General features: G+C 44.2%; 20 protein-coding genes and 1 riboswitch. Of the genes, 18 read left to right on the forward strand and 2 right to left on the reverse strand.

Annotation, left to right across the window (positions count from 1 at the left end; translation table 11 throughout):
* Positions 1–4 precede the first annotated feature (4 nt).
* From ACZYR9_RS04865 to ACZYR9_RS04880, 4 genes are all read left to right on the forward strand, one after another.
* Positions 5–1,114 carry a mandelate racemase/muconate lactonizing enzyme family protein gene (locus ACZYR9_RS04865; RefSeq protein WP_488977336.1) on the forward strand — a complete coding sequence of 370 codons (1,110 nt, stop codon included), beginning with the start codon at positions 5–7 and terminating at the stop codon, positions 1,112–1,114.
* A gap of 30 nt (positions 1,115–1,144) precedes the next feature.
* Positions 1,145–2,518 (forward strand): ABC transporter substrate-binding protein, encoded by a 1,374-nt coding sequence (locus ACZYR9_RS04870; RefSeq protein WP_488977337.1) that lies wholly within the window; start codon positions 1,145–1,147, stop codon positions 2,516–2,518.
* A 59-nt stretch (positions 2,519–2,577) separates the two neighbouring features.
* Positions 2,578–4,143: an argininosuccinate lyase gene (gene argH, locus ACZYR9_RS04875; RefSeq protein WP_488977338.1), complete on the forward strand. Its 1,566-nt coding sequence runs from the start codon at positions 2,578–2,580 to the stop codon at positions 4,141–4,143.
* A gap of 295 nt (positions 4,144–4,438) precedes the next feature.
* A riboswitch (cyclic di-AMP (ydaO/yuaA leader) is annotated at positions 4,439–4,585 on the forward strand.
* Positions 4,586–4,587: 2 nt separating this feature from the next.
* A complete protein-coding gene (locus tag ACZYR9_RS04880; RefSeq protein ID WP_488977339.1) occupies positions 4,588–5,466 on the forward strand; it encodes a C40 family peptidase in 879 nt (292 codons plus the stop codon).
* A gap of 450 nt (positions 5,467–5,916) precedes the next feature.
* Here the strand turns inward: ACZYR9_RS04880 and ACZYR9_RS04885 are convergent, their stop codons facing one another.
* Both ACZYR9_RS04885 and ACZYR9_RS04890 read right to left on the reverse strand, forming a co-directional pair.
* A complete protein-coding gene (locus tag ACZYR9_RS04885; protein WP_488977340.1) occupies positions 5,917–6,543 on the reverse strand; it encodes an FMN-dependent NADH-azoreductase in 627 nt (208 codons plus the stop codon).
* Between the two features lie 63 nt (positions 6,544–6,606).
* On the reverse strand, positions 6,607–7,029 hold the full coding sequence (locus ACZYR9_RS04890; protein WP_488977341.1) for a MarR family winged helix-turn-helix transcriptional regulator: 423 nt from the start codon (positions 7,027–7,029) through the stop codon (positions 6,607–6,609).
* Between the two features lie 276 nt (positions 7,030–7,305).
* Here ACZYR9_RS04890 and ACZYR9_RS04895 point away from each other — a divergent pair, with 276 nt between their 5' ends.
* The 14 genes from ACZYR9_RS04895 to ACZYR9_RS04960 all read left to right on the forward strand — a co-directional run bounded on the left by ACZYR9_RS04895 (position 7,306) and on the right by ACZYR9_RS04960 (position 22,066).
* Positions 7,306–8,790 (forward strand): aldehyde dehydrogenase family protein, encoded by a 1,485-nt coding sequence (locus ACZYR9_RS04895; protein WP_488977342.1) that lies wholly within the window; start codon positions 7,306–7,308, stop codon positions 8,788–8,790.
* Positions 8,791–8,920: 130 nt separating this feature from the next.
* The gene (locus ACZYR9_RS04900) at positions 8,921–9,640 is read left to right on the forward strand and encodes an alpha/beta fold hydrolase (RefSeq protein ID WP_488977343.1); all 720 of its coding nucleotides are present in this window, start codon (positions 8,921–8,923) and stop codon (positions 9,638–9,640) included.
* A 520-nt stretch (positions 9,641–10,160) separates the two neighbouring features.
* On the forward strand, positions 10,161–11,186 hold the full coding sequence (locus tag ACZYR9_RS04905) for a TRAP transporter substrate-binding protein (RefSeq protein WP_488977344.1): 1,026 nt from the start codon (positions 10,161–10,163) through the stop codon (positions 11,184–11,186).
* 38 nt (positions 11,187–11,224) lie between these two features.
* Positions 11,225–11,728, forward strand: coding sequence for a TRAP transporter small permease (locus tag ACZYR9_RS04910; protein ID WP_488977345.1), 504 nt, complete (start codon positions 11,225–11,227; stop codon positions 11,726–11,728).
* Positions 11,729–11,746: 18 nt separating this feature from the next.
* The gene (locus ACZYR9_RS04915) at positions 11,747–13,021 is read left to right on the forward strand and encodes a TRAP transporter large permease (RefSeq protein WP_488977346.1); all 1,275 of its coding nucleotides are present in this window, start codon (positions 11,747–11,749) and stop codon (positions 13,019–13,021) included.
* Positions 13,022–13,284: 263 nt separating this feature from the next.
* Entirely contained in the window at positions 13,285–14,178 is an 894-nt protein-coding gene (locus tag ACZYR9_RS04920; protein ID WP_488977347.1) for an NAD(P)-dependent oxidoreductase, read from the forward strand.
* A gap of 86 nt (positions 14,179–14,264) precedes the next feature.
* The gene (locus ACZYR9_RS04925) at positions 14,265–15,623 is read left to right on the forward strand and encodes an aromatic ring-hydroxylating oxygenase subunit alpha (RefSeq protein WP_488977348.1); all 1,359 of its coding nucleotides are present in this window, start codon (positions 14,265–14,267) and stop codon (positions 15,621–15,623) included.
* Positions 15,624–15,668: 45 nt separating this feature from the next.
* Positions 15,669–16,166: an aromatic-ring-hydroxylating dioxygenase subunit beta gene (locus ACZYR9_RS04930; protein ID WP_488977349.1), complete on the forward strand. Its 498-nt coding sequence runs from the start codon at positions 15,669–15,671 to the stop codon at positions 16,164–16,166.
* Between the two features lie 239 nt (positions 16,167–16,405).
* A complete protein-coding gene (locus ACZYR9_RS04935) occupies positions 16,406–17,047 on the forward strand; it encodes a GntR family transcriptional regulator (RefSeq protein ID WP_488977350.1) in 642 nt (213 codons plus the stop codon).
* A 206-nt stretch (positions 17,048–17,253) separates the two neighbouring features.
* Complete coding sequence (fdhA, locus tag ACZYR9_RS04940) at positions 17,254–18,471, forward strand: formaldehyde dehydrogenase, glutathione-independent (RefSeq protein ID WP_488977351.1); 1,218 nt, start codon at positions 17,254–17,256, stop codon at positions 18,469–18,471.
* A 225-nt stretch (positions 18,472–18,696) separates the two neighbouring features.
* On the forward strand, positions 18,697–19,656 hold the full coding sequence (locus tag ACZYR9_RS04945) for a catechol 2,3-dioxygenase (protein WP_488977352.1): 960 nt from the start codon (positions 18,697–18,699) through the stop codon (positions 19,654–19,656).
* 71 nt (positions 19,657–19,727) lie between these two features.
* Entirely contained in the window at positions 19,728–20,615 is an 888-nt protein-coding gene (locus tag ACZYR9_RS04950) for a DUF6282 family protein (protein ID WP_488977404.1), read from the forward strand.
* 15 nt (positions 20,616–20,630) lie between these two features.
* Positions 20,631–21,362 (forward strand): PIG-L deacetylase family protein, encoded by a 732-nt coding sequence (locus tag ACZYR9_RS04955; protein WP_488977353.1) that lies wholly within the window; start codon positions 20,631–20,633, stop codon positions 21,360–21,362.
* Positions 21,362–22,066, forward strand: coding sequence for a 4-carboxy-4-hydroxy-2-oxoadipate aldolase/oxaloacetate decarboxylase (locus ACZYR9_RS04960; protein ID WP_488977354.1), 705 nt, complete (start codon positions 21,362–21,364; stop codon positions 22,064–22,066). The genes ACZYR9_RS04955 and ACZYR9_RS04960 overlap by 1 nt, the downstream gene beginning before the upstream one ends.
* Positions 22,067–22,166: the final 100 nt, after the last annotated feature.

Here is a 22,166-nt window from a genome sequence, read left to right on the forward strand (position 1 = left end):
ACGTATGCATATTCAACACATTGAAACGATACCACTGGAGATTCCATTACCAAGGACATTCAATGGCAGCAAGTACCAGGTTGCAACCCGTTGCACCATCATTACCCGTATCCATACCGATGAAGGACTCATCAGCGAGGTGTACAACGGGGATAACCGTGAGCATGCAAAGGACATTATCCGAATTATCCACGATGAACTTGCTCCCTCGGTGATTGGGGAGAGCATCTTTCAACTGGAACGAATCTACGAAAAGATGTCCGCCATTACGTTATGGAACCGTGATCGTAAAGTAGTTATGGAAGCCATCGCATGTGTGGATACCGCTATTTGGGACTTAAGAGGAAAGGCGCTGGGCACTAACGTCGCTACTCTGCTGGGCGGATACCGGACTGAACTTCCCATCATCGCGATCGGCGGTTACTACGAGGAAGGTAAGACTCTTGCAGATCTGGCCAAGGAGATGGAGTGGCTTCGCAGTGTGGGGATGGCAGGATGTAAGGTAAAGGTTGGGGGCTTGTCTCCTGAAGAGGATGCGAAGCGTGTGGCGGCTGCACGTGATGGCGCCGGCTCTGATTTTATCATCGCGGTTGATGCGAACCGGGGGTGGAAGGTTTCGGAGGCTATTCGTTTTGCCCGATTGATCGAACACTTGGATATCCGCTGGTTTGAAGAGCCGTGCCACTGGTATGACGATGCCTCCAGTATGGCACAAGTTCGTAAGGCTACGCCTATTCCAATCAATGCCGGCCAAAGTGAAATCTCCAGCCATGGCATCCGCCGGCTGATAGCGGCTGATGCGGTAGACCTTATCAACTTTGATGCGTCGGACGGGGGCGGCATCACCGAATGGCAGCGTACGGCAGCCATGTGTGCAGTGCACGGAATCCAGATGGCCCATCATGAGGAACCGCAGATCGCCACGCATATGCTTGCTTCAGTCGCTCATGGAACTTATGTGGAATGCTTTCCGAACCCGGATCGGGATCCTGTATGGGCGACATTGATTGCTAATCGGCCGGCCGTCAAAAATGGCATCATCCAGGTTCCTCAGGACCCCGGATTAGGCCTTCAACTCGACCCATCTGTCATTCAGAAGTACCGTCTTACTTAATATAAAGAAACATATGAGGGGATGATTATAATGAAAAAAAATGTCATTACCTCCACCATCCTGTTAGTTTCACTCGTTTCTTTGCTGTCCGCATGCAGTAACAATCAAGATGGCTCAGAGGGGAGTACTAAGGTTGTTCGCTTCCTGCACAACGAAACGGACCCCGCCAGCGTGGAGTTCTTTAATCAGGCGATCAAGGAATTCGAAGCGGCAAACCCCGGGATTGACATTCAAATGGAAGCTATAAGCACGGATGGCCGCAATCAGAAAATCAATGCTGCTTTCAGTTCCAGGACGGCTCCCGAATTATTCAAAATTTTGCCTGAGGAGCGCTCCAATTTTATACAAAAGGGCTACATTATACCTTTGGATGACGTGGTGTCCAAAATTGGTGAATCGGATTTCGTACCGGGTACTCTGACAAAGTTCGATGGGAAGATTTATGATCTGGCTTATACTTTGGGAAATTGGGGCGTCCTATGGTATCGTGATGACTTGCTCCAGGCCAAAGGAATAAAGCCGCCAACCAACTGGGAGGAGCTAAAGGCTGCCGCCAAGGCGCTCACCGAGGATACCAACGGGGACGGCCAACCCGATATTTACGGCATTGTCTTCCCGGCCGGCAAGAATCGCATGACCGATTTATGGTTCACCCAATTCCTTTGGTCGGCCGGAGCTACCTACTTTGATAAGGATCTGAATGTTGCGTTTGACAGCCCAGCGACCATAAAGGCATTGCAGCTGCTTAAAGACTTACAGGCCTATGCTCCTCCGGGGATTAGTTCTTACTCCTATGGTGAAGTGGCTGACAGTTACCTGTCTGGAAAAATAGCCATGGACATTTATGCCCCTCGTCTTGTGGACCGTGCATCAAAGAATGCGCCGGATCTGTTAAAAGTAACAAAGGCTGCTCCCATGCCGATGGGCCCGGCAGGTGTTGGTGTTAAGTTCGTATCTAACAACAGCTTTGCCATCGGATCCCCAGAGGTGGGCGCTAAGAATACGGCCGAGGCCAAAAAGTTTTTGGCATTCCTCATCACAGGAGAACAATCTCGTAAATTTAGCCTAACCGCATTCCCTCATCTGATTCCACCTCTGAAATCGGTACAGAATGAGATGCTAAATGGCGAGTTTCCAGAAGTGTTCAAGGGACGCAATGACTTGGTTAATGCAAGCTTTGACACTAAAAACAGTGCAGATTTTCCGGTTGAGGCAGGGATGGTGGTGAAGGATGGTTCCGTCCAACTGACGGGTCAAAATAATCCGTATATCGGTTCGATTGTCGCCCGGAATATTACATCGATGGTAGTGCAAAAGGTATTGCTTCAGAATGCCCCGCCGGAAGAGGCTGCCAAGTGGGGTGCCGATGAAATGAAGAAGGTTGTTGCCGAAGTGAAAAAATAGAGCCAGTAACGAACCGCGAATCATCCGACAGCATGTAATTAAGCGGGAGGGACGTTTCAATGCCAACAAATGAGCAATCTCAAGATAGAACTCAAGAATTACGGGAAGGTCATCATCAAGATCCTGTAACTTCACTGCGCGAGCGTGTTAAGCTGCCTCCGGCTGAAGTCATGGTGCGCGCTTACTATGCCCCCTCTGTCGAAAGGGAACTAAACTATTGCTTCGAAGCGGAAATGATGGTGCATCTTGCTCACGGGTTGATGCTAGCTCGCCAAGATATTGTCAAAACGAAAGAGATGCGTCAGATCTTGAGTAAAATCCTGGAGCTTCGATCAGCTGGACCCGATGTGCTGGAAATTGACTATACATTAGAGGATATGTACTCCTACGTGGAACGTTACCTAATCCGAAAACTGGGTCCAGAGGTCGGAGGGAGGCTTCATACCGCTCGCAGCCGAAACGATCTTCACACTACTACGTGGAGGTTGGCCCTGCGTGAAAAGCTCTGTGGTGTGCTGACCAGCTTGATTTTCTTGCGGGATACCGTATTGAACCTAGCCGATATGCATGCCGAAACGATCATGCCCGGATATACACACTCCCAGCATGCACAGCCGATTACCCTTGGGTATTACATGCTGACGCTAGCCGATCTGTTAAGTAGGGATTATGCCCGAATTCAGGCAGCTTTGTCCCAAACTAATCGCTGCACGTTGGGATCAGGTGCCTTAACGACCTCTGGCTTCCCTATAGACCGGGAGTATACAGCGTCGGTCCTGGGATTCCAAGAGATAGTTGAAGTAGCCTACGATGGGGTTTCGTGCCGAGATGATGTCCACGAAGCCACTGCTGCTCTTGCCATTTTAATGACAAATCTATCACGTGTCGCATTGGATCTGCAGAACTGGAACACAATGGAATATGGATTTATTGAGTTGTCAGACGCTTACTCCACTGTGAGCAGTATCATGCCCCAAAAAAAGAATCCGCAAGCGTTGGAGTACACCAAAGCAAGTGCGGCTCATGTTTGTGGCTCTCTAACTACTGTGCTCGCCAGTACGAAAAACACCTCTCTGAGTGACGTAAATGACGGGGTCAGTGCTATCAACGTGCCGGCACTCGAAGCTGCAGATCGTTCAGCCGTGACACTTGAATTAATCAACGGTGTTCTCCAAACATTAACCATCCGTCCAGACGTTATGCTTCATTCGGCCAAGATCGGGTTCGGTACGGCAACGGAACTGGCAGATGTGATCGTACGTGAGACAGGGCTTTCCTTTCGTATCGCTCATAACATCGTCGGGCGAGTCGTTGCGGAGACACTGGCAGCAGGAAAGAAGGCGACGGAAATCACGGTCTTAGATTTAGAGGCTGGATGCCATGCATTATTCGGTAAACCATTAGGGATTAATGTTGAAGCGGTTCGTCAGGCGCTTGATCCTGAGCTTAATATACAGGTCCGCAACGGAACTGGCGGTCCAAATCCATCGAATGTCAGAAAAATGGTGAGCGAACGAAAGCAGCGGCTCCATGCTGAGCGGGCTGACCTTAGCCAAATGAAAGCTCGCCTGAAGCTGGTAGGGGAGCAGTTGATCTCAGAGGCGCAAAAATTGGTACATGGTTAAATAGCTTTTTACTTTGCTTACCCTTCCCATGCGTTCCTAAATCAAGTGGGCCAATGGAGGTTTTTCGTTGGTCCATTTTGTCATATAAGGAATCATTATATTATATTTACATATTTTTCAGGACAATGCTAATGAATTGGACAATTTGTTAATCATTAACTTCATAAACTTAGTTAACTTTTTAATTTTTTGATATATATAGAAAAACAGGAGATGAATACATAAAAGGTTCGAAATTTCGTCAATGATTGGGTATATGTGCTAGTTTCGCGTATGATATTTTTGTAATTGTGAGACAAAATTTTTGCCGAATCTAATGAATACGCAGTTCATTGGTACGGGGGACTTTTTAATTGGGGTGAACGTTTGATTGTTTAAGCAGACCAGGGAAACCTCTTCCCGAACCCGTCAACTAACCTCGGAGGCTCATTGGAGGAAGAGATTTTGAAGAAATTGGGTACGGCGCTCGTATTATCGAGTGCAATTTTGTTGTCCGGTATCTTGCCACCCCCTACAACCTACGCCGCAATGTACAACTATGATGTTCGGGTTCAAGTCGATGATCAGCTTGTCGGCTTTCCTGATGCACAGCCTTTCATTGATAAAGACCAAAACACAATGGTACCTGTCCGTTTCGTTTCCGAAAAATTAGGGTATAAAATTAGTTCGGAAAAAAATGGACAACAAATGAAAGTGACGGTTGAAGGACCGGGAAAATCGGTGATTTTCTCATCCGGTTCATCGGAAGCCGTTGTTAACGGCAAAAAGCAGAATTTTGGTACGAAAGCGGTATTCCGGGATGGGCGGGTATACGTCCCAATCCGATTCGTGAGCGAACTGTTTGGCCTACTCGTTCAGTGGGACAAAAATAATTTTATTGCCATTGTCAGTAAAGATGGGAAATATCATGCTCCTGCCTGGTATAGGCCCGCACCAAAGGTAGCTGCTGCCCCTGCTCCAGCTCCGGCCATAGGGGACAAAATCGTGCAGGATGCCAAAAAGTATATTGGCACTGCTTATCTCTGGGGTGGATTAACGCCAAATGGCTTTGACTGCTCCGGATTTCTGAAATACGTATATACCCCAAACGGCGTATATCTGCCAAGAACATCCGCTCAAATGGCTACTGTGGGCACTTGGGTAAACGCACCTAAATCCGGAGACTTGGTTTTTTTCTCTGAAAGAGGAAGGAATATCTCTCACGTCGGGATTTATGTCGGAAACAATTCGTTTATCTCCGCTACAAACAGTGGTGTAAAGATTGATTCTCTCGGTAGTTTTTATTGGGGATCTAAATTTGTAGGGGCAAAGAGAGTTGTGTAATATAAAACCTATAATAAAATATAGACAAGCTGCGCAAAAGAACAGCTTCAGGCTTAGGCTATCGGGAAAGTCCCGATAGCCTTTTTTAGACGATCGCCATGCGGGAAGGCTGCAAGGATAGCTCACCCGTAAGAATTTTACACCCGCAAAAGCCATTGCTCAGGGATACCCGGTGACGATGAGCTTATTGGCTAATCGTTCAAAATGCGGCTTAGAAAGCTGAAACCTGCCATTGATGTTTTTGACATGGTTCACGAGAGGAGGCCGTGGTCATGGCGATCTTCTCAGCTGTGACGGAAACCGGACTGATGCAATGAAAATATTAAAATAATACAAGATTACATTTAAAACATGCTTTTCATAAGATAAGGGGACCGCCAACTGTTGACGGTCCCCTTATCTTAATCCTCATTTTAATTGTAAGCTCAAAGTCCGGTAGAGAGATAACATTTAGAAGCTGCTTGCAACTGCACTCGTTTTTACAATTCCTGCGTGAATAATTTCTTCTGCCTTGTCAGGGAATTGGTTATGCCCCTCTACAATGACAGTTTGGATGTCTGTTACTCCCCAGAAGTTTAAAATATTGGTTACATAATTGACGGCCATCTCGGCAGATTGTGCGGGTCCACTGGAATAGACGCCGCCCCGTGCATTTAACAGAACAACCTTCTTATCCGTAAGCAGTCCAACAGGGCCATCTTGAGTATAGCGGAAGGTCTTGCCTGCTTGACCCAGATAATCCAAGTACGTATGAAGTACGGAAGGAACAGTGAAGTTCCAAAGCGGGAATGCAAATACGATCTTGTCTACGGCAAGAAATTGGTCCAAGTATTTAGTTACCGTTTCAACTGCCGATTGTTCCTCTGGAGTGAGATCCAAGCCTCTTCCCAATTTAAACATGCCGTTAATTTTATCCGTATCATAATACGGTAAATTTTCCTTAAACAGATCCAGTTCAATGATCTCATCTTGGGGATGGGTTTCTTTGTAGCTTTCCAGGAAAGCCTGGTAAAGCTTAACACTGACAGCTTGCTCAATCGGACGGGAATTTGCTTTGACAAAAAGTACCTTAGCCATAATAACCTCCAGTAAATGATGTTGTTTTGTTGTTGTAGCAACTATTGGGCAGGAGTAAGCTTTCTACTCCACATTGGAACACATTTTAGTAAGGATTCGTCTGAGCTCCGTCAGCTCTTCACCGGTAATACCTTTACATACTAAATGATTAAATTCCTCGGCTACGGGAATCACTTGATCGCCTAATTTTTTTCCTTCTTCCGTCAGGAAAACCTTTAATGAACGCCGATCGTGCTCTCCGGTCACTCTGCGAATAAAGCCTTTTTGCTCAAGATTAAACACCATACGGGCAATATTCGTTTTGTCTTTTTTCAGCTTATCGGCAATTTCATTTTGATTAAGGCCATCTTTTTCCCAAAGGAGCATCATAATCAAATTTTGCTCCGGAGCGAGATGAAAAGGAGCTAACTTGGATTTGATATAATTGGTGAGGGTTAAATCCGTCTGATGAATAAAAATGCTTATATATTCTTGAAAAGAAAGCATCAAGTTCATCCTCCACCTCAATAAGTTGCTATAACAACAATTGTTATAATGTGATTATATTCTTAAATCGTACTGGTGTCAAATGGAATTCGGTGAAAGATGCCGCGATTCGATGTGAATGCTAAAAATTGACATCATAAAATATCTAAACACTTAATATTGTAAACAATTTAATTGATCAGGATTGTTTGACAATCTTGGCGGATTAAAATATAATAATAATCACAGATTGTAAGCGTTACCAATAAATTCAGGTCAGAAGGAAGGTAATGGTCTATGGCAAATGAGCCGGTGGTTATTCATGCCCTCATCAACGGCAATCAGGTGGAGACTAAAGAACGGTATGCACGCGAGAATCCCGTCAATCCAAATGAGATTGTAGGCTACGGTCCGGTCAATACGCGAGAGGATGCTATCCGTGCGATCGACGCTGCAGCAGCGGCATTCCCCGGATGGGCAGCGACCCCGATGGATGAGCGAATCGAACGGATGCGGCGTGCGACTGAGAAATTGAGAGCAGCTGCACCCGAATTGACCCAGTTACTGTCTAGAGAGCATGGAAAGCCACTATTTGATGCTGAAGGAGAAATATTTGTATCAGCGATGTGGATGGATTATGCCTGCAATTCGGTTAAGGAAGTTCTCAAGGACATTGTAGAGGAGCATGATCATGGCAAGACCATTATCACACATGATCCGATGGGCGTAGTGTCAGCCATTTTCCCTTGGAATTATCCTATTTCTCTCTCGACCATTAAAGTAGCTCCGGCCCTTTTGACGGGCAATACACTAGTTCTTAAACCAAGCCCATATGCGCCGCTTGCTGTCAGTAAAGCGATGGAAATCATCGCCGCCGAATTCCCTCCCGGCGTGATTAACATGGTTCACGGAGACACGGATGTGGGTGTGGAGCTGACATCGAATCCGAAGGTGGCTAAAATTGCCTTTACGGGGGGCACCAACACGGCGAGAAGCATTATGAAATCGGCTTCGGATACGATCAAGAATATGACATTGGAGTTGGGCGGTAACGATGCAGCTATCTTCCTTCCGGACTTTGACGTGAATGATGAACGCGCCATGCGCCGCCTCGTCATTTCGAATTTTCTTAATGGCGGCCAATTATGCATGATAGCGAAAAGAGTTTATGTACATCGCTCGATCTATGATAAATTCGTGGAAAATTACATTGAAGCGGCCAACAAGTGGATTCGTGTCGGCAGTCCCTTTAACCGGGAGGTCACGATCGGTCCGGTGAACAATGTTGGTCAGCTGAAATACGTTCAGGGCTTGATAGACGATGCCAAAAGCCGTGGCGCTAAGGTCATCCCGTTAGGACGCATTCTGGATCCCGAGCTTTTTGAGCAAGGCTATTTTATGCAGCCCAGCTTAGTACTGGATGCCGGCTACAACGATCCGATTGTGGTTGAGGAACAGTTTGGACCGACGATACCTATTCTGCCTTATGATGACGAAGAGCAGGTTATCTCCTTGGTCAATGATAGTATCTACGGTCTGACAAGTTCCGTCTGGGGTGAGGAAGAGCATGCCATGCGGGTTGCGCGACGCATCGAGGCCGGTACTACAATGATCAATACAGCCGCCATTATGGGACTTGATGTACGTTTCCCGTTTGGAGGAGTGAAGCAGTCGGGCATAGGACGTGAGTACGGTGCCGAGGGGCTGCTCATCTATGTTGAAAAGCACGTCCTTAGTGTGCCGAAACCCGGTTTTCGCGATCTGCCATATATCCCGGAATAAATAACATCATCAAATTGTAAGGTTGTATCCAAAATGTTCAATCAGGCGGGGACAGGCGAATGATGATACCATTTGTTCTGTCCTAAATTATTCTAATGGCTTTTATATAATCCATAGCGGGAGGAAACGGATGTCAACTTATGTATTGATTCATGGAGCATGGCACGGTGCATGGTGTTGGGAAAAAATCACTCCCTTGCTGGAAGAAAAGGGACATAGGGTTCACGCGATCGATTTGCCGGCCCATGGAGCTGATCAGACGCCGATAGAACAAGTCAACGTGAAAGTATATACGGATAAAGTCTGTTCGGTAATAGATGACATGGATGAACCGGTGATATTGGTTGGACACAGTATGGGCGGTATCGTCATTAGTGAAGCGGCTGAACGGCGGCCTGAAAAAGTAAAATCATTAGTGTATGTATCCGCTTTTATGCTCAAAAACGATCAATCCATTGATGATCTCAAGCACCTTGATCCTGAAGTGGCGGCAAGTTATTTTGTTACCAGCGACGGCATTTCTTTTTCAGTCAAAGAAGACAAGATCAAACAGCTGTTTTACGGCAATACAAGCAACGAGGATATCGAGAGAGCCAAATCTCTTCTTCAGCCTGAACATTTTCTGGTTGTCTCTTCAACGAAATTGAGCCTCTCGGATCGTTATAGCAGCATACCTCGATATTTTGTAGAATGTTTGCTTGATGCAGCGATTCCACATCCATTTCAAAGAAAAATGTACACGGAATCGCCCTGTAAGAAGGTCTTCACCATGAACACAGACCACTCCCCGTTCTATTCGGCTCCAGGAGAGCTTACATCTATATTGTTATCTGTCAATGATAAGAACTAAAAATATGGATATCAAGGAATGTTGACGGATAAGAAGCGGTCCTCGGCATCCGGGCTTGGATACAATCCCTTTTGAACAGACGGTAAAAGAAAGCAGCATGCTGTCTGGTTGAAGGGGATTTTGCTTTGGTAGTAAAGAAAACCAAGTGGATAATTTTCAAAAAATTGATTAATCCTGGTGTATTGACATGATAAAAATGATGTATTATACTGGTAAAAACATAATTGTATAACAATATAGTCAACAAAATTGAAATATAATTGAGGTGATATGAGACTCGAAAATGGGATTTAGATTTTTTTAATTTTGACTAAATAAATTGAGAGCGATTACAAAAAAGAAGTTTTTATTTGTTGGCAGGTAATTTTTTAAGATGAATTGGTAAGCGCATACATAAAGGATGCAGCTCTAATTTAATCGGTAGATATACATTCCGGCAGAAACAAAAGTTGTTCTTTGGAGGAAGCGCAGGAAGTGTTGAGAAGAATTTATTAAAAAAGATGAAAAGTGAGGGGTAAATTTGAAGAAGACAAGTCAATGGGTTGTAGTTCTGGTTTTGATTCTGACATGGATCGTATCCGGGTGCAGCAATACAAACAATACATCGGGTAATGCTGGCGCGGGAGAAAATCGAACATTTAAGGTTGCCCATAGTGGAGGAGCGTCTCATATTCATGCTAAATCCATGGCGGTATTTAAACAAGAAGTGGAAAAACGATCCAACGGCCGCATTAAAGTTGAGCTATATCCGGAATCGACTTTAGGAACCGACGGGGAAGTCATGAGTCAATTAAAGGCTGGTACAGTGGATATGGGAATTATTATTTCGGGAGAATTAGCAAACCACTCTAACAGCTTCAATGCATGGTTTATGCCGTTTTTGTTTGATAATGCACAACAGGCGTATGAAATGGGGAATACAGAGGAAGCTAAAGCGTTGTTTGATACATTAGGGGATGCCGGGGTCTATTCGTTGGGTTATTTTGTCATTGAAATGAGAGATGTGTTATCCAAAAATGGTTTGATTTCAGATATCAATAATATGGCCGGCTCAAATATTCGAGTGACTCCAAGTCCGGCGATCGTTGATTTTTGGAAGTCGTTTGGGGCTAATCCGACACCTGTCGATTTCACTGAAATATTTAGCGCGTTACAAACAGGGGTCATCAGTGCACTGGATTCCGGTCCGACCAGTATCATTAGCGGGAAGTACCATGAAATCGCTAAATATTATACACAAACGCAGCATATGGCATTTACATCCGCTGGCTTAGTTAGTGAAAAGGTTTGGAATGGTTTGTCCGCTGAGGATAAGCAATTGATCCAGGAATCCTTTGAATTGGCAAGAAAAAGCAACATTGATTTATACAATGAAATTGCAGCCCAAAGCGTTGAGGATATGAAAAAAGGCGGCGTAACGATAGGGAAATTGGAAATGAACGATAATTTAGCCCAAAAAGTCAGTGATTTCCACAACAAATATATTCAAAACGATGAAAAAATAAAAGCTTTCGTTGAAAAAGCCAAAGAGATATCGGGAAAATAAGAGCGTTATCATTCCATACCGGAAGAGGTTTTGTCGATATGAGTTCAATTGAAGCTTTCATAAGCAACATCAGCCATTTTTTTGAACGTTTTGTTATTATCATTATCCAGTTGAGTGTCGTGGTTTTGATCATTGATCTTAATATAGCTGTTTTGTTCAGATATGTTTTAAAGCTGCCCATCGTAGGTTCTCAGGAGATTGCTCTTGTGCTGTTGGCTTGGATTACATTTTTGGGAGCAAGTCTAAGCGTGAAGAATCATTCCATGGTAGCGGTCACGATTTTGTTGGATAAATTCGGAAAAATGCAAACGGCAGCGCGGGTTGGTATTCAATTATTGATATTCGCTTTTTCCTTTTTGTTCTTAATCGCCGGGTACAATTGGGTTACATCTCCCAATGTGCTGCAAATCAAGACGGCTGCACTGCAAATTCCGGCATGGATACCTTATTCGATTATTCCTTTTTCTATGCTCATCACCATGATTTTTAATATTGACAACATCTTCAAATTGGTTTTAAAGCCCAATCAGGACATTCATTAAGAAGCGGAGATGTTATAGATGCTATTGGTTTTTATAGTCTTTCTTGCCTTGATTGTTCTGGGGATGCCTATAGCATATGTGCTGGGCTTTAGCTCGGTATTTTATATCCTTACCAGCAACATGGGACTATTTGATTCGGCATCCTTACGGATTTATCAGGGCGTACAAAATTTTGGATTATTGGCTATTCCCTTGTTTGTGTTTGTAGGAGAATTAATGAATTCCGGTGGGATCACCACAAGGCTTGTACGTTTTACCAATGTTATTCTTGGACATTTTCGAGGCGGGTTAGCTTATGTCAATGTCGCCACAAATATGTTTTTGGCCTCCATTTTAGGATCGGCCAATGCTCAGACGGCCATGATGAGCAGAGTCATGGTGCCGGCGATGGAACGGGAAGGGTACAAGAAAGAATTCAGCTCGGCCCTTACAGTATCTTCAGCACTGCTGGGGCCTATTATTCCTCCCAGCTTAGTATTTATCATATACGGAGTGATCTCAGAAACCTCCATCTCCAGTATGTTTTTAGCCGGCATTATACCTGGGATATTATTATCGATCAGCTTTATGGTGTTAATCTATTTTATTGCAATTAGGGAGAACTTCCCTAAATCGGAGAGGGCTTCTCTAACGGACATAGTGAAAGCTTCTCTCTCCGTTTTTCCTGCACTATTGATTCCGGCCATTATTTTAATCGGTATACTTTCGGGTGTATTTACAGCTACAGAGTCCGCTGCTGTTGCTGCACTGGTGGCCTTTATTGTCGGATTTTTCATTTATCGTGAACTGCGGTTAAAGGATATTCCCGGTATTCTGATCAGCACCGCTCTGAATTCCGCAACCGTCACCTTTATCGTTGCTATGGCTAGCTTATTAAGCTGGATACTGGCATTTGAACGAGTTCCTAATCAAATCGGCGATTTTTTAATATCCATCTCGGATAGTCCTCTCGTATTTTTGCTTGTCTTAAATATCATCTTATTAATTGTAGGGATGTTTATGGACGGAATATCCGCGATGATCATCCTGGTGCCCATTCTATTGCCGGTTGCCCTAAACTTTGGTATCGATCCCATTCATCTCGGTATTATCGTATGCATTAATCTGACGATCGGATTGATTACTCCTCCTGTAGGCACAGCCTTATTCATTGCCTCGTCCATTGGCGGAGTAAGGATGGAGACCTTATCGAGATCATTGATTCCTTTTATTGTGGTTGCATATATTGTTTTAATCATTATTACTTATATCCCGAGCATTACGTTATGGATTCCAAAATTATTTAATTCATGAGCTTTGGCAACATCTAACAGCTGTATATTGTCCTCTTATATCTGATGTTGGACGACTAAAGCCAATGTCAGTGTATAGAGGACTTTTTTTATCGGACCGCCCATGGTCACTATGGAAAAATAAGTAAACCTGGTATAATAGAACTAGTTCCTAACATTATCTATTGACACTTTATTCAAGAAAAATTATACTAATGATGTCAACATAATTGTTAAACAATATTGATCATGTATTGGGTTTTGTAAATGAAAGGGGCTGGAGCGATGGGTTCTTTACGAATCGGATTTATTGGTTTTGGCGAAGCGGCGTTTCATATAAGTGAAGGATTGATCTCCGATGGAATCACATTCTTGAAAGCGTTTGATATTAATGCCGATAAACCCGACATCGGTGAAGTTATAAGAAGCAGAGCGAATGCTATTCGTGTTGCATTGACTTCAACCCTGGAGGAGCTCTTAGAAAACAGCGATATTGTTTTCTGCTCCACCAGCGCTAAATACGCTCTGAGTATCGCAGAACAAGTGAAAACGAACTTGAGAAAAGATCAAATTTATGTGGATCTGAATGCGGCGTCTCCCATGGTCAAAAAGGAAATCGCTTCCGTTCTCAAAAATTCGGATGCTTGGTTTGTAGATGCGGCTGTAATGGAGGCTGTACCGCCGCACCGTCATAAAGTGCCTATTTTGGTTAGCGGAAACGGAGCCGAGAAGTTTTCCGAGCTAATAGCTCCATACGGCATGAACATTACAGTTATTAGTGACGAACCGGGAAGCGCTTCCGCCATCAAAATGTTTAGAAGCATATTTATGAAAGGCTTTACGATGTTATTGCTGGAAACCTTATCAGCGAGTCATGAATTTGGTGTCGAGGACATGGTGCTGAATTCACTGGAGAGAACGCTGCGGAACAAAACCGTTAATGAACTGTCCGATTTGTTGATCACAAGGTCGGCTATCCATGCGGAACGCAGAATAGCTGAGATGAATGAGGTGGTCGATACATTGAACGATATACATATGGATCAAACCATGTCGATGGCTGCCAGGGACAAATTGCAATGGCTTGCCAATATGAAGCTGAATGAGCATTTTAATTATCAGGCCCCGGACCGCTTTATCGATGTCCTTGAGGTATTGAAGAAACCGAGCTCCGTTTGATCCATAGATTAAAGGATTTATTTTCAATAGATAAATACAAAGGCTCCGATGCAACCGCTTGCAAAAATGAACCGGGAGGGTAAAGCATGGCAAAACGATATGATTTGAAAAATGGCATAAATAAGGAAATGTTTAGTCAAGTGAAAGCGAAGCTTGAACAAGGATTATTCCCGCAGTGGATATTAACGGATCCGGATATTTATGATATGGAAGTGGATAAAATTTTCGGATACACCTGGCAATATTTAGGACATGAATCCGAATTAAAGAACACCGGTGATTATGTTACCAGATGGTTGATGGATGATCCCGTATTGCTGGTAAAAAACAAATTAGGTGAAATCAACGTCTTTTTAAATTCTTGTACGCATAGAGGAACCCATTTATGTACGGCCGATTTGGGAAATAAAAAGACGTTTACTTGTCCGTTTCACGGTTGGAGCTTTAATACGGAAGGAGATTTGATAGGCGTAGTTGCAGGCGACAAAGTCTTTGGCAAAAAATTAAATAAGGAAGAATGGTCGCTTCGCAAAATTCCTCGCGTTGAGACGTATAAAGGAATGATTTTCGGTAATTTGGATAAAAATGCCATGCCGTTGGAGGAGTATCTCGGAGAGCTCAAATGGTACTTGGATTTCTTTCTCGCACGCAGTGACGGCGGAATGGAAGTAATCGGCGAGCCACAGCGTTGGGTGGTGAACACCAACTGGAAGCTGACTGCGGAGAACTTTGGAGGGGACCCGTACCATGTAGCCACGACTCATAAATCTACGGTTGAACTGGGGATTAGTCCCAAAGATCCGTTATATTCCGGCTATGGTCATCAGGTTAAGCTGAATCACGGGCATTGTGTCAACGTGAATACGGCCTCGCCTGGCTCCAATATGCCGCCATATCAAGGATTGCCTGAAGAAATGTGGCCGATGTTTGAGAAAAATTTGTCCAAAGAACAATTGGAAATTTACAAGAATACGACCGTTGTGGTTGGTTCGTGCTTCCCTAATCTTTCTTTCCATTGTCCGGTACATGGAAGCGAAGGACACCTGCACAATTATTTGACTTTACGTTTATGGCGTCCAATGGGGCCTGATAAAATTGAAATCTGGTCCTGGTTCTTGATCGATAAGGCTGCGCCTGAGGATTATAAAACAAGCTCGCTCAAAGGCTACATCTCTTCTTTCGGTCCTTCAGGAACCTTAGAGATGGATGATACGGAAATATGGACGCGTGTGGCCCAAGCCAGCAAAGGAAAAATGGCCCGGGATAAGTACTTGAGCTATAATAACCTTCTTAATTATATGATGGGGATGGATGAGGTGCTTCCGGATGAATCATGGCCGGGGCCTGGTGTAGCCTATCCGACATGCTATGTAGATGCCGCATTAAGAGGAATGCATGACTATTGGTTAGAGTTAATGACGACGGAATATGAGGATGATATTTGACTTGTTTCGCGGATGACTACCGAACATGTACAGGAGGCTATTAGTATGAATATGGAATTGCAATACCAGATCACGAATTTCCTTAACCGGGAAGCGCTTTTGCTGGATAACAGGGAATTTGAGAGCTGGTTGGAGCTGTTATCGGACGATATTGTTTATCGAATGCCGGTTCGGGTAACGCGGGAAACCAAAGACGGGTTTGATAAAAATAATGAGATGAGCTATTTCGTAGAGAGCAAAAAATCGTTGACGACACGCGTCAAGCGGTTTAGAACCAGTTCGGCATGGGCCGAGGACCCTCCGCTGCGTACGCGTCACTTTGTAAGTAATATCATCATTGAAGAAGGTAATCCAGGCGAATGGAAAGTAAATAATTATTTTTCCGTCTATCGCAGCAGAGGCGTAGATCATACGGTGGAGCATATTTTTGGCGAACGTTGTGATGTCGTTCGTCAAGTCAACGGGGAATGGAAGCTTGTATCACGAACCATTTATCCGGATCAATCGGTGTTGACTATGATGAATCTCAGTACGTTCTTATGAGCAATCATTGATATGGTTATTTGTTGCAAGGAAGGACTGGCGGGTTTGCGTGCGGCGCAAAGCCGCTTTCCTTTTTACTTTAAGAAATCCATCGTTTGAGGCGTTCCAGGAAAGTTAATAATAAATAAAGGCATCTTGTCTTGACAATTTCATAAAAAAATAATAATTTGTATAATAGGATTGTTCAACTTTTTTGTATATCTAAACTTGAGAACATGGGTAAGAAATGGGGTAATCATATGGGTGGTCAAACTGACATTGCTTTTCAATATATTAAGGAGAAAATTTTAACCGGTTCCTATAAGCCATCTCAAAAATTAACGGAAAACCAGCTGGCGGAAGCCGTAGGCGTCAGCAGAAATACGATCAAAAAAGCGCTTATGATGCTGGAACGGGAAAATTTGGTTGAAGTTGAAAACAACAAAGGGGCCACCATTAAATCCTTTACGCTTGAGGAAGTCATCAATTATATGGAAATACGCGAGGTTCTTGAGGGACTAGTTGCCAAAAGCGCGGCTAAGAACATTAGTGAAAACGACATTAAACAGCTTGAAAGTATTCTTGAGACCATGAATTCACACATTAAAGAGAACCGATTTGAAGAATATTCCTTATTGAACCGTGAATTTCACAATATCATATATAAAGCATCGAAGAACGTTCAAGCGATTGCATTAATCAACACCATTAAAACACAATTAAACCGGATTCACTTCAAAACCATATTAGTTCCGGGAAGAAATCAACAATCGTATATAGAGCATGAGAGAATATTAAAGGCCCTCAAATCGCGTAATGAGAAGGAAGCTGAGGAAGCGATCAAGAACCATGTGGCCAATGTACGTAAAACCATTGCTGAAAACTATCAATATTTACTTTAAGTGCATTCTTCATTAGTTTAAACGCCCTGTTCCAGGGCGTTTTTTTCATGAGCGAAGAACATAACGTAGCGATGAAAAAATTTACCAAACGTAGGCATTGACATACGAAAGTGAAAAAACTATACTGAAAACGTAACCAAAATTGTAGATCAATAAAGAATGCATTTTTGAATTATTATTTTATTCATCTTAAAGGAGGAGAAAAAATGGCAGGAAATAGGGCAGTTGTTTATCAGGGTCCAGGGAAGGTTACGATCGAAGATATTCAATATCCGGATTTAATTCTTAGAGATGGACCAGGAGTAAACCCCAAAAACGTTGGACGCAAGTGTGAACATGGCGTTATCCTTAAGGTTGTCACAACAAATATTTGCGGCAGCGATCAGCACATGGTCCGCGGCCGTACAACAGCCCCTGCCGGTCTCGTCTTGGGACATGAAATCACGGGTGAAGTCATTGAGGCTGGCCGGGATGTAGAGTTTATCAAAAAAGGCGACTTGGTATCGGTTCCTTTTAATATTGCATGCGGTCGTTGCCGCGCTTGTAAAGAACAGCATACGCACGTCTGCTTGAATGTGAATCCGGATCGTCCTGGTTCTGCGTATGGGTACGTGGATATGGGAGGCTGGGTAGGAGGACAATCAGAGTATGTCATGGTGCCTTATGCGGATTTCCAGCTTTTAAAGTTTCCCGATAAAGATCAGGCCATGGATAAAATTCGTGATCTGACGATGCTTTCGGATATTTTTCCGACGGGCTATCATGGAGCGGTATCCGCAGGAGTAAGACCCGGCTCCACAGTTTACGTGGCGGGCGCGGGCCCTGTAGGATTAGCGGCAGCTCATTCAGCACAGCTGCTGGGGGCCGCGGTAGTGATTGTAGGGGACTTGAATTCGGAGCGATTGGAGCAAGCCAGAAGCTTTGGATGTGAGACGGTTGACCTAAGCAAGCATGATAATTTAGGGGAACAAATCGCACAGATTCTTGGTGAGCCGGAAGTTGATTGTGCGATTGATTGCGTAGGATTTGAAGCTCACGGACACGGACCTCAACATTCGGAGGCGCCGGCAACCGTTTTAAACTCGATCATGCAGGTGACGCGGGCAGGAGGTAAGTTGGGAATCCCGGGCTTATATGTGACGGGCGATCCCGGAGCTCAGGATGATGATGCTAAGATAGGAACCCTTAAGATTCGATTTGGATTGGGATGGGCGAAAGCGCATACATTTGTGACAGGGCAAACTCCCGTTATGAGGTACCATCGTGAATTAATGATGTCGATTCTTCATGGCAGGGCGCAAATCGCCAAGGCAGTGAATGCGACGATCATATCGTTGGAGGAAGCCCCTCAAGCCTATGCGGCATTTGATAAGGGAGCAGCAAGGAAATACGTCATTGATCCTCATGGAATTCTTAAGAAATAAAAGAGAAGTGAATTCGTCGTAATGACCTGAAGGTCCTTAACGTCAGCATGGTAGTTTACCAGGCTGACGTTAAACAATATTATGCCGGAAACAGATTCGTGAAAGGGATGAACCCGATCAAAAATTTATGAGCTATTGTATTGACACTTTAAATATGACAATCTATACTTTATTTAAACAATATTGTTAAACAATATTGCATACATACTTTAGGGGTGAATAAGGATGGATTCGTATAATGAGCCGATTAGAGATATCGCGCATCTAGGTCATGTAGAGCTTTTGACACCCAAACCGGAGGAAAGCCTCAAATTTTTTAAGGATATCCTGGGTATGGAAGAAGCGGCGCGTGCGGGACAGTCTGTCTATCTTCGCGGATGGGGACAATACGAAATGTATTGTATGAAATTAACGGAATCGAAACAGCCGGGCATTGGTCATACGGCATTGCGGACTTATTCGCCGCAAGCTCTGGAACGCCGATATGCCGCAATTGAGAAAAGCGGATATGGAATAGGATGGACGGATGGCGATATCGGCCACGGCAGGTCGTATCAGTTTATGGATCCGGATGGTCACAAGTTCGAAATTTATTTTGAATCTGAAAGGTACCAAGCCCCTGAGCATTTACGCCCGGCGTTGAAAAATCAACCGCAAAGATACACGGGTAAGGGTGTAGGCGTGCGTCAGTTGGACCATATCAATTATTTGGCTCAGAAAGTGGAGCCCAACAGTCAGTTTTTGCAGGATGCATTAGGGCTAAGGGTTAGTGAACAAATTGTTTTGGATAATGGCACTCATGCGGGCTCTTGGTTGTATGCCGGACATAAATCCTATGAATTGGTTTATACGCTGGATGCGACTAACAGCAGGGGAAGACTCCATCATATTACGTTTTGTGTGGATTCATGGGATGATCTCATGCGTGCAGCAAATATTTATATGGAGAACGATCTTGTTATTGAAGGCGGTCCGGCCAAGCATGCAATCCAGCAAACTTTATTCTTATATTGCTTTGAACCGGGCGGCAATCGGATAGAGCTGGCCGCTGGCGGATATTTTATTTTTGCCCCGGACCACGAAACGATCACATGGACGCAAGCCGAAAGGGCAAAAGGTCAAGCGTGGAAGACGCCCACCATCCCAAGCTTCCATACCTATGGAACGCCCGTAGTTGAAGAATAGCTTGCCATTCCGTAAGCCTAAGCTGATGAGGATCAATTCTTATTTATCGATAAAGTGAGGTTGAAGAAATGATGGAAATCTATAGTGTTCTCGAGGGTGCCTACGATCTTCATGTGCACACAGGTCCGGACGTATTACCCAGAAAACTGGATGACCTGGAAATGACAGAGCGTATACAGAAGCTGGGTATGAAAGGCTACGGGATCAAATCACATTATTTTTGTACGGCGGAAAGAGCAAAATTAGTGAACAAAGCCTTTCCGGGTATGAACGTTGTAGGTGCCCTGTGTCTGAATAATACGGTTGGGGGATTAAACCCTATCGCTGTCGAGATGGCTGCACTTGACGGAGCAAAGATTATATGGATGCCGACCTTTGATGCTGAGAATGAACAAAAACATTTTCGCACCAGCAAACCGGAAAAATTACCGCATTGGGCCAAGCTTCGGCAGGAATTTGAGCAGCAAGGCAAACCATTGCCCACCATTAACATATTGCAGGATTCCAAATTAAAAAACGAAGTGCACGAAATATTAGACATTATTGCTGCTCATGATTTAATTTTAGCTACGGGTCATTTGGGAAAAGATGAAACCTTCGCTTTAATCAAAGAAGCCAAAAATCATCATGTGAAAAAATTTGTAGTCACTCATCCTAATTTTCCTTCAATTCATTTCTCCAAAGAGGAGCAAAAAGAGCTTGTAGAGCAAGGGGCCATCATGGAGCATTGCTTTACAACGCCTCATTCCAATAAAACAACCTGGGAAGCTGTGTATGAACAAATAAGATACGTAGGCATAGAAAACTGTATTTTATCTACGGATTTAGGTCAGCAAAAAGGGATATATCCGGACGAGGGTTTGCAGATCTTCGTTACGAATTTGGCGAATAATGGGTTTTCCAAGGAAGAAATCAGAAAAATGACAGTGGACAACACCAATTATTTAGTGGAAGGCTAGAAAGGAAGGGCTCAGATGATAGATCACAATGTGAATTTGTTGGTCGTCAGTGCACACGCAGCGGACTTTGTTTGGCGGGGAGGCGGAACCATAGCCAAGTATGTTAAGGGCGGCGCCAATGTCTCCTTGGTCATATTAAGTTATGGTGCAAGAGGTGAATCGAACGATTTATGGGATATGGAAGGTCAGACGATGGACAATGTAAAAGCGGTCCGGCGCAATGAAATTGAGGCTGCGGCTCAATGTCTCGGAGTAGAACAAATCGAAATATGGGATTTCATGGATTATCATATGGAACTCACTTCCGAACGCATGGATCGCATGGTTCAAAAGATCAGGGAGGTTAAGCCTCAGCTTATTTTGACGCATGGACCAAGGGATGCTTTTAACCCTGATCATGAGGCCGTTTCAAAGTTCGTCTTTGATGCCAGCGTCCTCTCCACCTCCAATGGGGTCAGAATGGATGGTTATCCGACCGCAAAGCAAGCAAAGCTATTCGGATTTGAACCTCATCAATCCGAAATCAGCGATTTTAAGCCGGAAGTTATTCTGGATATCACAGACACCTATGAACAAAAAGAGGCGGCAATGAATTGTTTTAAGGCACAGAAGCATTTGATTGATTATTATGGCTGGAAGGCTAAGCTGCGCGGAAACCATGCGCGAAGATGTTCAGGAAATAAAGAGTACAAGGTTGCCGAAGCTTTCAGCCGTTTCTTCCCTTATGTTGGGAGTGAATTTGTATAATGGAGAAATATGTTGTAAAAAACATCAATCGACCGGAACAGCAATGGATAGAGCAATTTAAAAAATTCGATGTTTCAACGGTGTATGAAGCCCAAGGAAGAATAGGCTTGATGAGTCACGATTTGAGGCCCGTTATCCAGGGCGCTTCGATTTGTGGACCCGCTGTTACGGCCGTATGTTATGCCGGGGATAATCTCATGATCCATGCAGCCATTGAAGTATGTCAGCCCGGGGATGTTCTGGTGATTACGACCATCGGTGAAAGCGTATCCGGGATGATCGGTGAACTCATTGTTACAGCTCTACAGAAACGCGGTGTGCAGGGTGTTGTGATCGACGCGGGAATACGGGATGCAGCCCAAATTAGAGCACTCGGCTTTCCTGTTTGGTCTAAAGCCATACACCCGGAAGGAACGACGAAAACACGGGGCGGATGGGTAAACGCTCCTGCCGTTTGCGGCGGGACGATAGTAAATCCAGGGGATCTCGTAATGGCGGATGATGATGGTGTTGTGGTTGTAAAAAATGAAGATGTACAATTCGCGTTAGAAGCCTCTACTCAAAGAATGAAAAAGGAAGAAGTCACCCGAGCTAAAATTGCTAATGGTGAGCTTAGTCTCGATTTTTACTCTTTAAGGGAAACACTGCAACGAGAAAAAGTAGTTTACTACGAGAATGCTGAAAAATTAGCGAAAGATGAATAATATTATATTTTGGGATCAGTAGCCGGCCTCGTTTAGAGGCCTTTTTAAATGCCATGAAAAGTCCCTCCATAAGCACTATTTAGCAGATGGAGCAACCGGC

The organism is Paenibacillus sp. F024 (genome assembly GCF_057814255.1).